This window comes from Colwellia sp. MB3u-8, assembly GCF_014076985.1.
Taxonomy (GTDB): Bacteria; Pseudomonadota; Gammaproteobacteria; order Enterobacterales; family Alteromonadaceae; genus Cognaticolwellia.
Window position 1 is genome coordinate 94,651 of sequence record NZ_JACGVA010000069.1, and the last position, 13,659, is coordinate 108,309.

Genomic DNA, 13,659 nt, shown 5'->3' on the forward strand with positions numbered 1-13,659 from the left:
TCATAAAACCTAGAGCAGCGTCAGCTTGACAGTAGGTGGAAAAATAGTGTGTTGTTAACCGCAACACTTTTTATATTTTTTGCCACTACCACATAAACAAGGATCATTACGGTTGGGCGTTTTATCAAACCTAGTGGTGCTTGGTTTGTTCAGTATGGCGCTCAGTTCAATAATATCTTCATCAGCGGTGCTATCTACCGTGATATTAGCAAACAGTTCATTATCGGCAACTAATATGGCGACCTGTAATTTCTTTTCTTCACTTGTCACCACTAGCGTTAACGGGTGTTTTTCTGTGCCAAGCTTAACAGCACGCTTAGTGTTATAACCTGTTTTTACATGGTTTACTCTGGTATGGATACGCCCTTTGTAATACAGATCGTGCATGATGAACTCCGCTAAATGAAAAACTAAAAATTAAATACTAGGTTTGAGCGCGGCAGTATAACGTAAAACGTAAAATAGTCGACTGTTGAATGCAGGAACTTAAGCCTTGCCTAGCTTTTAGCGAAAGGTGGGAGATATTAAATTTTTTGCTCATCAGCCACCGGGTAAAATTTTCTTGATTAGAAAATTAAGCCAATAGCGAGTTATTGGTCTAATGTCCTTGATATAAAAACATGGCCATGGGCTGCATAGCAACTGATATTAGTTAGCACTTGGGGTGGGGGTAATTTAGCTGGTACACTTAGAAAAAGTCAGAGATAAAAGTGTCGCACAGAGTAATTAATTAGCCTCAGCATTGGCTTTATCAAACTGTAATTCACAAAGCCTTTGATATAGTTTCGAGCTTTTTAACAACGACTTATGATCGCCTTGATCAACAATTCTCCCTTGGTCCATCACCACGATTAAATCTGCATGAATCACAGTAGCTAATCGGTGCGCGATAATTAATGTTGTTCTATTGATCATTAATTCATCTAATGCGGCTTGCACATGGTATTCACTTTCTGCATCTAAAGCGCTGGTTGCTTCGTCAAGCAGTAATACCTCAGGGTCTTTTAAAATGGCTCGGGCTAAAGCAATACGCTGCTTTTGCCCACCCGATAATCGCACCCCTTGTTCACCTAAAAAGCTCGCGTAACCTTGGGGTAATTGTTCAATAAACTCATGGGCATGGGCTTTTTTCGCCGCGCTAATCACCTCTTCATCACTTGCTTGTGGCTTACCATAACGTATGTTGTGCCAGACATCAGAGCTAAACAGTATCGGATGCTGCGGCACCATACCCATGGCTTGACGTAAATCAGTTAATTTTAACTCAGTGATGTCGATATCATTAAAACGAATACTGCCTTTTTGAGGGTCATAAAAACGTTGTAGCAATTCAAATAACGTTGTTTTACCTGCACCCGATGGACCCACTAATGCCACAATTTTTCCCGTCGGTATGGCTAAATTAATCTGATGAAGTGCCGCACTGTCTGGCCGTGATGGATAACAAAAATCAACCTCTTTAAAGCTGATCACCGACTGGGCATGGTTATTCATCACTTGTGGAGAAACTAACTCTTTAATATCACTTTCAATCTCAAGTAATGCTAACAGCCGAGTTGCTGAGCCTGCTGCTCGTTGTAATTCACCGTATACCTCAGCAATAGTGGCGACAGACATAGCAACAATGATGGCGTAAAAAATAAAGGCGCCTAATTCGCCAGCACTCATCTGCCCTTTTAGCACGTCCATACCGCCCACCCACAACATGGCGCTAATCGCCCCAAAGGTAAGAAAAATAACAATAGCGATCAAGTATGAACGTTGCTTTACGCGCTGTTTGGCGACAGAAAATGCCTTCTCTACTTCATGGGCAAAAGCATCTTGTTCTTTTACTTCATGGGTATAACTTTGCACCACTTTTATATTTTGAATGATTTCGCCGGCATAAGTACCTACATCAGCAATAGCATCTTGTGAACTTTCTGCTAATTTTCTGACTTTACGACCATAAATCATCATAGGTATTAAAATAATGGGTACTGAAAAAACCACAAAAAGGGTTAATTTAAAATTAGTCACCATTAACATCACCAAGCCACCAATAAGTAATAATATACTGCGCAGTGCCATTGAAAAAGACGAACCAATAATAGACTGTAATAAGGCGGTGTCAGTGGTTAAGCGCGACATTAACTCACCACTGCGGTTTTCTTCAAAATAGCTAGGATGCAAAGTAACAATGCGATTAAACACCGCTTTGCGCATATCTGCGCTGACCCGTTCACCTAACCAAGACATTAAATAAAAACGACTAAAAGTGCCAACGGCCAGCAAACTAATTAAGCCGATTAAAGCTAAAATAGCCGATTGCAATTGTTCAACTGAACCGGCAATAAAACCGTTATCAATAACAAACTTTACCCCTTGTCCTAAAGACAAGTTAACCGCTGCAGTGACTAATAAAGCCAATAAGGCCAAGGCTAACATTAGCTTATATGGTTTTATAAAGGCGAAAATAGGCAACAGACTGCTGAATGCTTTAGGCTTTTTTTTTGCAGAGCTATGATCTGAAATAGGCTGATTAATGGTTTGGCTGTTGTCGCTCACAGTGGCTGTCCTGTAGGGTAATCTTCTACTAAAGGTGGTTATAAAAATGCCTATTTCAAGTAAACACGCGATAATAAAGCGGCTTAAAAACGCTTAGTAAAAATACAGTCATGACTTATTTAGTTAACCTAGCGCTAACGCATTAGCACGTTGAGATCTCAAAAATTATTATTTGATATAGACGCTTATGTCATTCGTTTTTTTCTAGAGCTACCTGCTTGTTCAGAAAAGGGATCAATCGGCCATCTATGGCGGGGATACTTAGCTCGCATGTCTTTTGCAACTTCGACATATGATCCCCCCCAAAAGTTGGCTAAATCACTCGTTATTTGTATTGGTCTTCGCGCTGGTGATAACAATTCAAATCGTAGTGCAATACTATTATCTGCCAACATTGGAGATTTAAGCTCACCAAACAATTCTTGCAATACGACAGCCACTGTTGGCTCTGAATTTTTGTCGTAAATGATGGAAACCTTTTTATTACTGGGTGTTGTATAAATTACTGGAGCTTCTTTCTCAAGTACTTTTGATTCTTCATATGTTAATAATGATGATAATAGGGGTAATATTTTCACTCGTTTTAAATCCGATATTTTTTTAATATTTGAAACATACGGTAATAACCAGTTTTCAGACGTGTTCATGATTAAAGTCTCTGATAACACGGGAAAGCCTTCCACTTTGCCACCAAGCCATATCACCCTTTTCATCCAATCATCGCACTCTTGAGTCCAGCTTAATATGTTTCTAGCATCTGTCTTTACCAGAGATTTAATACTGTCTAATATGAATTCAGTCGGCACATCATTACTTCTTGTTTCTTCGATGATTAAACTGCCATATTTTTTCAATACCCTTGCGTATACACGGCTATTGTTTGCTGCTAACTCATATGCTGTTTGTTCTGAAATTTCCTGAGAAAATTTTTCAGATAAAATATCTTTATTAAAAGTAATAGCACTAAAAACTCGACCTTCTTTTTTTTGCGCATCACAATCATTAACTACTAAATACTCATGATTAATAAGAGGATCATCTTCTGCAAGGAAAGCCCCCTTACCATTGGCTAGTTGATATTTATTGCTATTAGCTGAACGTCTTTTAGCCAATCTTTCCGGAAATGCTAGAAGCAACAAATATGCTGCGATGTCTGAAATACCTGAGATATCTACTTTGCTTTTTTTATGTCTTATAGATGACTGTAATGTCTGAACATCTTTAACTACCGTTTTTAACGTATTTCTATTTACATAGGCTTTATTAACATGACCCGCCGCGTTCTCAATAAGAACCTGTAATCTCATCAAGAAATCAGCACTATCACTCCCTTGCAATATATCTCGTTCTGACAAGAGAGCAGCAATATTACAAGCAATTTCACGCTCTTGGTTACCATTCGCTGCCAACATCATCTTAGCTAGCCTTGGGTGGATAGGCAGAGTACTTGCTTGTTTTCCAAGCCTTGTGATTTTTCCTGATTTCTCAAGCATACCTAATTTCACCAGCAAATCTTGAGTTGAGTCATAATGAGCTTTTGGCGGAGGTGTTAACCAATTAATTTCCTCATAATTCGAATGTCCAGCGCTTGCTAGCTCTATCACGGCATCAGCTAAATCTGCATTCAAAATTTCTTCTTCTTGGTAGTCTTTTAGCGATATATGTTCGGTTTCACTCCATAACCTTAAACATTTCCCTGCAGATAACCTACCTGCTCGCCCTTTACGTTGCTCGGCTGACGCTTTTGATATATGAGTTGTCGTCAGCTTTGACATGCCACTTGACGGGTTGAAAATAAGTTTTTTTTCCAGACCTGAGTCAATGACACAGGTAATACCTTCGATAGTTAAACTAGTTTCTGCGATATTAGTTGTGAAAATAATTTTTCTAACGCCTAGCGGTGCTAATGCAATCGCCTTTTCCTGCTCTTCTAATGGCAATGAACCATGTAATGACACCAGTTTAAGTTTATTGTGCTCTGAAAATACTGTTGCAGCATGTGAAATACATCTTTTTATGTCAGCAACGCCAGGGAGGAATACAAGAATATCTCCCTCATCTTCAATGACATTAAATATTGCTTTACAGACATTCGATGCCAACTGTTTTTTATCTGTTTTTTGATGCAAAACGCTAACTGGATATGCTCTTCCTTGACATAACATCACAGGTGCGTCACCGAGATACTTTGATACTAAATTTGTATCTAATGTCGCAGACATCACTAAAAGACGAAGATCTTCACGAATGACTTGTTGAATTTCGAGAGAGAACATAAGTGATAAATCAGTATTAATAGACCGCTCATGAAACTCGTCAAATATTATAAGGCCAACACCTGCTAATTCAGGGTTTGATTGAAGTCGCCTAGTCAGCACTCCTTCGGTTAAGATTTCAAGTCTTGTGGCCGCTGATATTTTTTTGTCATTTTTTACTTGATAACCAACAGTCTCACCAACCTTTTCACCCAGGCACTTAGCTAAGTAATGAGCAATTGACCTTGCTGCCATTCGTCTAGGCTCAAGCATAATAATTCGCTGACCATTCAAAAAGTCAGCTTTTAATAATTCAAGCGGAACGGCAGTAGATTTACCTGCCCCAGGTTCTGCCTGCAACACCACACTCTGATTACTTTTTAACTCTTGTAAAAGGTCGGCTAATATTTTATTAATTGGAAGGTTAATTTTATGGACTCTACTTTTTATATTTTGATTGTTTGGATTTTTTATAGGTATAAAAATATAAATGATAAAACGCATCAATTAGCGGCGCAGTAATTGACTGACAAGTTATTATCACTTAGATGAAGTCAACAAGTTGGCGCATCTGCTATGCTTTAACTTGTTACTTTTGATTATGCTATTTATCTTTGGCTACACTTGGACTTTCCATATTTCACTAGACAGTTTTTAACTCAGAAAAATATGCTTTCTCAAATTTAGTAGCTGAAATACTATCTGTATGAGAGTTATGCTTTTTAGGATTGTAGAACATTTCTATAAAATTAAATATCTCTCCTTTCGCATCATTCCGTGTTGAATATAATTTTAGGCGTTTTATCAATATAGCGCTTAATAATTTTACCTAGTGTAGTCGACAAGTGAACTCTATAAGTTTAGCTGAATTCGACTCCTTGCTTAAAGTATATTAATTAACGTTATGGAAAAAACAATGAAAATTATCAGTTGCTTGGCCGGTATATTATTCTTATCGTCATGTCTCCATTATGGTGTTCAGCGTAACTTTGAAATAGGTAAGGATACTCAAAAATCTGCCTGCAATACTGGTTCAATGAAAGACAAAGAAGAATGTAGAGCTGTTCTGAAAAGACTTAACGAATCAATCAAATCACAGAAAAGCAAATAGGCTTTATTAATATGAAGAGCAGCGGCGACTTCCTACTATTATTTCAGCAACCTGAATATAGTAGCCATACAAAATATATAGCGAATAAACGCTACAGTACTTATGCTTAATGTCCGTTTAATCGCCAGAAGATCAAAGTATGGTCACAAGCTTAATGAGATTAATAGCAACTTTACTGTCATTTTCTTAAGTCGCTAAAGTGGAAAGATTGATGAAAAAACGCATGTTTATTGCCTTAGATATTGTCGACACAGATAAAGTAAAAATTGCCCAATGGCGCGAGCAACACTTACCCTTGCCATTTAAACCCATCGACAGGCAAAACTTTCATATTACTTTGGCCTTTTTAGGTTTTATCGCCCCGCAACAACAAGCGAGTGTAGCGCAATTAATTAGCCAACAGCATGGTTTTATTCAACAGCACCTAAAAGCTCTTATACAACAAAACAAGACCTCATCTATCGTGTTGTCAAAGCTAGGTTATTTTAAAAAGGCACAGGTATTACACCTTATGCCAGCAAGCTGTCCTGACTGGTTAATATATTTACAGCGCACTGTGCTTGAGTTAAGCCTGAACAGTAATATTGCGCTTGAAAACAGCGGCTACCAACCGCACCTAAGCCTTTACCGCAAAGCAAAAACTCCGTTACCCGCACTATGTAAAAACCTTCAACAAAGCGTATTTAAACAACAACTGAGCATCACTAGCTTTAGCTTATATCATTCATACTCGACCGCCCTAGGTGTTAGGTACGAGTCAGTTCAAACATGGGAAATAAATTTTTAGCCTTGATTTTTAAAGAGATTTAAATTGGCAAATTTTAGAAAACATGCTTACTTGGCAAGCGGGCAAAATACTGTTATTACTGTTACCCCTCTGGTTAAAATGGAGTTTGCACAATGGAAACAATAGTAGAAGATAAATATTCAATAGCATCGCGATCGAACATTTTACAAGTAGAAGCTTTTGGCCCATTTAATGAGCACGTAACCGAAAAATATATCAAGGATATGTATGGTGCTTGTGAACAGTTTTCCGGCCAACCTTGGGGCTTATTAATTGCTTTTTATGGCAATAGTGTTTTTTCACCTGAAGCGGAAGATGCCTTAATCAAGGTCAATAAATACCGCGTAAAACATGGCTTAATCGCCAATGCGAGTGTATTAATTGACAGTAGCACTGCTGATATTCAGCAGTTACAGCTAGGACGGATTTACCAAGCCTGTAATATTACCTTTTATATTTTTAGTGATATAGACAGTGCAAAAACTTGGCTAGAACAGTATTTACAACAAGGCTAAAGCCCATTAAAAAGTTGACAGTCCTCGCCCATATCACGCCCTTAAAGCCATCGTTAACAGATATAAAAAGTGCTAGAAAATATCTTTTCTAGCACTGCTTTCATATCTTAAATTGAAGCTTTAAATTGAGGTTTTAAAAGACCATAAAAAGCTGAGTAAATGTCAGTTGGCTTAGTAACCAGCGCTTTGTTTCCTGCTAGTGAAAGCAAGTAACTGCCACTTAGCCTAGCCAAAACCTGCTTTTAAAAAATTAATGCTTAGTGATCAAATCTGCAATTGTAGCAATACCAAGACCTGTTGCACCTGCGGCCCATAAGTTAGATTCAGCACCATTATAAGCGCCAGCTAAATCAAAATGTAACCAACCAGCACCGTCGTTATCGACAAAGCGTGATAAAAATCCTGCGGCATTACTCGCACCACCAGCCCCACCACCTTTTGCCGTGCGGCTATTGGCTGTATCAGCAAATGCTGATGGGCATTTATCTTGGTGCCAAGACTCTAAAGGAAACTGCCATAATGCTTCACCGGTGGTTTTTGCTGATGCTTGCGCTTTTGCCGCCACACTATGATCAAGCGCGAATAAAGCAGAGTAATCACCGCCAGTGGCCATCACAGCAGCACCGGTTAAGGTGGCCGCATCAATAATCATTGGCGCACCCGTTTCACTGGCGGCCATTAAACCATCAGCCAGCACCAGACGGCCTTCGGCATCGGTGTTAGCCACTTCACAAGTAACGCCATTTTTATAGGTAATAATGTCGCCAAGTTTATAGGCATTGCTGCTGATCATATTTTCTGCACAGCATAGGTATAACTTAACCCTTTGGTTCAAACCTTGTTTGATTGCCAATGCCAACGCGCCGGCAACAACAGCTGCACCGCCCATGTCACACTTCATATCAAACATACCAACATTGCTTTTAAGACTATAACCACCACTGTCAAAGGTAATACCTTTACCCACTAAACAAGCAGTAACTGCTGCACTTTCATCGGCACTCGGGTTAAAATCAAGCTCGAGCAAACATGGCTCATTAACACTCCCTTTACCTACATTGTAGATACCCATCCATTGTTGCGCTTTGAGTTCTTCACCTTGAATAAGACGAGTAGAAACATGGTTAGGGGCGAGGTTTTTAATATAGTCTGAGGTTAATTGTGCCAACTTTAACGGGTAAAGTTCAGCCGGTGTTTGGTTAGTTAAGTCGCGACTCCAAGCATAAACAGCGAGCTTATTATGCAAACGTTCAATTAACTCTGGCTCACCACAAAAACTAATATTCTCTAGTTTGTTAACACAACTAAATCCAAGCGCAAAAGCCCACTGACTCGCTTCATCCCAGGCATCGCCCTGAAGCGATGCATGCGCAATATCTAATTTTTCTATTTTACGCGCAGCCATTTGAATTTGACGTAAGCGATGGGCAGCGTCTTGGGGTAAGTAAATGGCAATATTATCATGGGTAATTTGTAGGGTTTTATCTTGCTGCCAACCTTGTGCATTATTACTAGTGGTCAAGGTTATTGATACTGAAGCAGAATTAGCTGTGGTCATGTTATCGCCTTTGCATTTAATGTTAAGCTAATAGTCTATACCCGTTGCACCATACCGGCAACATAACGGCAAATAATTAACCTTTGCAGCTCATTTATCAAACTGCTTTTTTTATCTACTTTAGGCTAAAACTGAGTAATGGCATTAAGCCTGGTAAATACCTTGTTGTTAAGCTAGCGTAGAAAATTTATAGCGATAGTCGTTGCGAAATTTTGCACATGATTGACTAGAGACCAATATAGACTTTCTCTTCTATGGCTTACTGAATTGCTTACTGAATTGCTTACTGAATTGCTTACTGAAAAAATTAAGTACGGCAACACAGTTTTATGGTCTTAAAGCTGTTTTTATCTCTAAGTCATTTTTTCCCTAAGTTATAAAGACAGTAAAGCCTGTTGAGAGAAATTAGCAGTTCAACGGCTCATCACGTAACATGCAATAAGCCTGATGACTTATAATATGTAATGAAAATATGTAATGAAAATTAATTTAACAAAAGCGACTATAGTTAAGCGCTACAAACGTTTCTTGGCAGATATCACCTTAGCAGATGGTAGCGATTGCACCATTCATGTTGCCAATACCGGTGCGATGAGTGGCTGTGCGGTGCCTAATGATATTGTTTGGTTTAGCACCTCAGACAACGCCAAACGCAAATATCCCTTTAGCTGGGAGTTAACACAGACCCAAAAAAATCATTTTATTTGTGTTAATACATTGCGGGCTAATCAACTGGCAGAACAAGCCATTTTAAATGGCACCATTACTGAACTACAGGGTTTTAACGCATTAAAGCGCGAAGTTAAATATGGCGACGAAAATAGTAAGATTGATTTTCACCTGACGGATAAAAGTGGCCAAGAGACTTTCATCGAAGTCAAAAGCGTAACTTTATTAGCCGAAGATCAGGGCTATTTTCCAGATGCGGTGACTTTGCGAGGGCAAAAACATTTACGTGAATTAATGGCCATGGCAGAAAACGGCCACAGAGCCGTGCTTTTATTTGCTGTACTACATTCAGGCATAAAAGATGTTAAGCCTGCAGCACATATTGATGCTAAATACGCAGAGCTGCTGCGTGAAGCAAGCCAACGAGGCGTTGAAATCATAGCTTACAAAGCTACTTTTCAAAAAGAAAAACATAATTTCACCATTATGTTAGCGAACAAAGTACCGGTCACATTTTAGTGATAATAAAAAAATAGCAAGAATAATGATTGACGAGAGGGTTAAAAACTTGCTAAAAGAGCTTGCTCAAATTTTATTGTCATCTTGGTTAAAATTTAAACCGCTGTAATATTTTAAAAAAACTTTATATTTTATCCTGATTATTTATCAATTAAGCCTTGAATTTTATATAAGTTAGCACAATATATGTGGGACATTTTGGGCCTGTATGAATTGGCCGTTGCAACCAAGCGATGAAGTTACATGACGTAACCAATATTCATCGATTTAGGGCTAGGAGAATTAGCATGCCAGCACAGAAAACATTAGGTATTTTAGCATTAGCAGGTGTCAACCCTTACGTTGAAAAGCCTAAAGAAGAATACATGAATGCCGCGCAACTAGAACATTTCAAAAAAATTCTAGACGCGTGGCGTATACAACTTCGCCAAGAAGTAGATCGTACCGTATCGCATATGCAGGATGAAGCAGCAAATTTTCCTGATCCTGTTGACCGTGCGGCTCAAGAAGAAGAATTCAGTCTTGAATTACGTACACGCGACCGTGAACGTAAACTAATCAAGAAAATAGAGAAAACCTTACAACTTATCGAAGATGATGATTTTGGTTTTTGTGATTCTTGTGGCATTGAAATTGGCATTCGCCGTTTAGAAGCCCGCCCAACAGCTGATCTTTGCATTGAATGTAAAACATTACAAGAAATCAAAGAACGTCAACTCGCGGGTTAAAAGCCCTCGACATTGTTTGATATCAGCCAATCTTTGCGACCCGATACTGCCAGTCACTATCGGGGCCGCTTTGCACCTTCGCCTTCAGGCTTATTACATTTCGGTTCATTAATTGCTGCACTAGCCAGTTATCTAGATGCCAAGCATAATCACGGCCAATGGCTAGTAAGAATTGAAGATATTGATCCACCTAGGGAAAAGGCCGGCGCCAGTGCTGAAATATTAACCACACTGGAAAACTATGGTTTGCACTGGGATGAAGACGTACTTTACCAAAGCCAACAAAGTGAAGTTTATCGTGAAGTATTATCCGCATTAGCCCAAGAAAAACTCAGTTATTATTGCCCCTGTACGCGAGCCCAAATTAAAGCCACGGGCGGAATCTACCAAGGCCATTGTCGACACTTATCACAGCCGGAAAATGGGAGTGCTATTCGCGTGATTAACACTATAGGCATCTCACACTATCACGATCTTATTCAGCACTCAGTCACCTGCAATGCTAAACTGGCTCAAGAAGACTTTATTGTCTTAAGAAAAGATGGCCTATTTGCCTATCAATTAGCGGTCGTTGTTGACGATATCTATCAAGGGATTACCCATGTTATCCGTGGTTGTGATTTACTTGAACCCACAGCAAGACAATTAAGTTTTTATCAAATTTTACAGCATAACGCCCCTAAATTTGGTCATTTTCCACTAGCAGTAACTCCGCAAGGTTTTAAACTCAGTAAGCAAAATAACGCCCCTGAAATTGATCAAAAAAACCCAGTACCTTCACTATTTGCCGCCTTAAAATTTTTGGGTCAACAGCCGCCTGAACAATTACAACAAGCCAATGTGACTGAGCTTTTAACTTGGGCAATCGCCCACTGGTCGATCACTCAAGTACCAAAATCACAAGAAATAGTTTTATAAGTACAATTAACGCCGACTTTTCACACTGTTTCCATTCTCTTTTCCTTTACACTGTTATATCATTGCGCGGGAAATTTATCGATAAACCTGGGGTCCATCATTATCAAAAGCGTGATCAATTTGTGTAAAAAAGTACTCGGAAAAGCCCGAAAAAAAAACGCTAAGCAGCCATCATTTGAACAGCCTATTATACTTTCACGTGATCAGCACCCTGTCTCTAGAAAACACATCGGTCACAATGCCTTAAAAGTATTGTATCGCTTAAATAAAGGCGGCTATGACGCTTACTTAGTGGGCGGTGGTGTTCGCGATATTATCTTAGGTTTTGAACCCAAAGATTTTGATATTGCCACCAACGCAACCCCTGAGCAAATTAAAGAATTGTTTCGTAATTGTCGACTTATTGGTCGTCGCTTTCGTCTTGCCCATATTGTTTTTGGTCGGGAAATTATTGAAGTGGCCACCTTTAGGGGCCATCACGATAGCGATGAAGAAAAAAATTGCCAAAAAACCTCAAAGCAAAGTGAAGACGGCATGTTATTGCGTGACAATATTTATGGCAGTATTGAAGAGGACGCCGAACGTCGTGACTTTACCATTAATGCACTTTATTACTCAGCCAAAGACTTTAAAGTTTATGACTTTGCCAATGGTGTCGCTGATGTTTACGCTAAACAAATTCGCTTAATTGGTGACCCAGAAACACGCTACCGTGAAGACCCCGTTAGAATGTTACGTGCTATTCGTTTTGCGACAAAATTAGATATGGAAATTCATCCTGACACCAAAGCGCCGATAAAAACGCTTGCGCCACTGATGGCTAATATTCCGCCTGCGCGTTTGTTTGAAGAGTTTTTAAAGCTGTTTATGTCTGGCAAAGCGTTAGCAAACTTTGAACTGCTGCGTGATTACAGTTTATTTCAGTACTTCTTCCCTGCGGTTGATCAACAACTGAATCAAAAATCTCAAGTTTATTTAGCTGACTTTATCAGTTTGGCGATGAAAAACACGGATCATAGAGTTAATAATGACCAGCGTGTTACCCCTGCATTTTTATTTGCTGCTATGCTTTGGTATCCGATGCAAGAGCAAATACAAAGATTAAATCGTGAAGCCCAACTAACACCACAAGATGCATTTTTTGGCGCCTTAAGTGAAGTGATGTCAGAGCAACAGCGCAGTATTGCTATACCCAAACGTTTTCAAGCCGTGATGAAAGACATTTGGATTTTACAAGAGAAGTTAGTTCGCCGAGATGGTAAACGCGCATTTAAAGCACTTGAACACCCTAAGTTTAGAGCCGGTTATGACTTTTTATTACTGCGCGCTGAAATTGAACAGCCAAACATTAGTCAAAGCGAACCAGGTTCTCTGCAAGAACTGGCTAAGTGGTGGGGAGACTTTCAAGAAGCTAATACCGACACACAACAAGTGATGATAAAAAGTATTGTACCCAGTAAAAATGGCCCTCGACGCACCACACGTAAGCGCAAAAAACCTCGGGTAGAAAACGCTAGTAGAGAAGCCTAATGGCTTTAGCCTATATTGGTTTAGGCAGTAATTTAGCTGATCCGCAAGCACAAATATCTTCTGCGTTAGATAAACTAGCGCAATTAGAAAACTGTCAGGTTAGCCAAGTGTCTTCATTATACTTTAGCCGCCCAATGGGACCACAAGATCAACCTGATTACATGAATGCTGTGGTCGCCATTGAAACCAGCCTAAGTGCCATGGCATTACTTGATCAACTACAACATATTGAGCAAACTGCCGGTCGTGTTCGCAAGGATAATCGTTGGGGCGCTAGGGTACTAGATTTAGACATACTGTTATTTGCCCTGCAAGTGATAAGTACTGAGCGCTTAACCATTCCGCACTATGGCTTAAAGCAACGAGAATTTGTGCTACTACCGCTGGCAGAAATAGCACCTGACTTAATTTTACCTGATGGTGATAATATTCAAGAACTGGCTGACCAGATTAATAAAAATGGACTAAAAATTCACAGTAAGTTAAGTTAGAATAACAGCACTAAAAGTAGCAAAAATTAAT

12 protein-coding genes are annotated in these 13,659 nt (G+C 39.3%); 8 read left to right on the forward strand and 4 right to left on the reverse strand.

The features are described from left to right. Positions 1–54 precede the first annotated feature (54 nt). The 3 genes from H4J54_RS14860 to hrpB all read right to left on the reverse strand — a co-directional run bounded on the left by H4J54_RS14860 (position 55) and on the right by hrpB (position 5,306). Positions 55–387, reverse strand: a complete 333-nt coding sequence (locus tag H4J54_RS14860) for a PBPRA1643 family SWIM/SEC-C metal-binding motif protein (protein WP_182191788.1) — start codon at positions 385–387, stop codon at positions 55–57. Between the two features lie 339 nt (positions 388–726). Next, the gene (locus H4J54_RS14865) at positions 727–2,514 is read right to left on the reverse strand and encodes an ABC transporter transmembrane domain-containing protein (RefSeq protein ID WP_182191837.1); all 1,788 of its coding nucleotides are present in this window, start codon (positions 2,512–2,514) and stop codon (positions 727–729) included. A gap of 218 nt (positions 2,515–2,732) precedes the next feature. Further along, the gene (gene hrpB / locus H4J54_RS14870) at positions 2,733–5,306 is read right to left on the reverse strand and encodes an ATP-dependent helicase HrpB (protein ID WP_182191789.1); all 2,574 of its coding nucleotides are present in this window, start codon (positions 5,304–5,306) and stop codon (positions 2,733–2,735) included. A gap of 412 nt (positions 5,307–5,718) precedes the next feature. On the opposite strand from hrpB, the gene H4J54_RS14875 reads away from it, so the two are divergent. The 3 genes from H4J54_RS14875 to H4J54_RS14885 all read left to right on the forward strand — a co-directional run bounded on the left by H4J54_RS14875 (position 5,719) and on the right by H4J54_RS14885 (position 7,215). After that, on the forward strand, positions 5,719–5,913 hold the full coding sequence (locus H4J54_RS14875) for a hypothetical protein (protein WP_182191790.1): 195 nt from the start codon (positions 5,719–5,721) through the stop codon (positions 5,911–5,913). A 211-nt stretch (positions 5,914–6,124) separates the two neighbouring features. Next, positions 6,125–6,700, forward strand: coding sequence for an RNA 2',3'-cyclic phosphodiesterase (thpR, locus tag H4J54_RS14880; protein WP_182191791.1), 576 nt, complete (start codon positions 6,125–6,127; stop codon positions 6,698–6,700). 113 nt (positions 6,701–6,813) lie between these two features. After that, positions 6,814–7,215 carry a hypothetical protein gene (locus H4J54_RS14885; RefSeq protein WP_182191792.1) on the forward strand — a complete coding sequence of 134 codons (402 nt, stop codon included), beginning with the start codon at positions 6,814–6,816 and terminating at the stop codon, positions 7,213–7,215. Positions 7,216–7,465: 250 nt separating this feature from the next. Here H4J54_RS14885 and pepB read toward each other — a convergent pair whose 3' ends face one another. Further along, on the reverse strand, positions 7,466–8,773 hold the full coding sequence (gene pepB / locus H4J54_RS14890; protein ID WP_182191793.1) for an aminopeptidase PepB: 1,308 nt from the start codon (positions 8,771–8,773) through the stop codon (positions 7,466–7,468). A gap of 477 nt (positions 8,774–9,250) precedes the next feature. On the opposite strand from pepB, the gene sfsA reads away from it, so the two are divergent. The 5 genes from sfsA (at position 9,251) to folK (ending at position 13,628) form a co-directional block, all read left to right on the forward strand. Beyond that, positions 9,251–9,961, forward strand: coding sequence for a DNA/RNA nuclease SfsA (gene sfsA, locus H4J54_RS14895; RefSeq protein ID WP_182191794.1), 711 nt, complete (start codon positions 9,251–9,253; stop codon positions 9,959–9,961). A 287-nt stretch (positions 9,962–10,248) separates the two neighbouring features. Then, positions 10,249–10,689 (forward strand): RNA polymerase-binding protein DksA, encoded by a 441-nt coding sequence (dksA, locus tag H4J54_RS14900; protein WP_182191795.1) that lies wholly within the window; start codon positions 10,249–10,251, stop codon positions 10,687–10,689. 21 nt (positions 10,690–10,710) lie between these two features. After that, positions 10,711–11,607 (forward strand): tRNA glutamyl-Q(34) synthetase GluQRS, encoded by an 897-nt coding sequence (gene gluQRS, locus H4J54_RS14905; protein WP_310650101.1) that lies wholly within the window; start codon positions 10,711–10,713, stop codon positions 11,605–11,607. 120 nt (positions 11,608–11,727) lie between these two features. Beyond that, a complete protein-coding gene (gene pcnB, locus H4J54_RS14910) occupies positions 11,728–13,137 on the forward strand; it encodes a polynucleotide adenylyltransferase PcnB (protein ID WP_259366994.1) in 1,410 nt (469 codons plus the stop codon). Next, on the forward strand, positions 13,137–13,628 hold the full coding sequence (folK, locus tag H4J54_RS14915) for a 2-amino-4-hydroxy-6-hydroxymethyldihydropteridine diphosphokinase (protein WP_182191796.1): 492 nt from the start codon (positions 13,137–13,139) through the stop codon (positions 13,626–13,628). Before pcnB ends, folK begins: the two co-directional genes overlap by 1 nt. Positions 13,629–13,659: the final 31 nt, after the last annotated feature.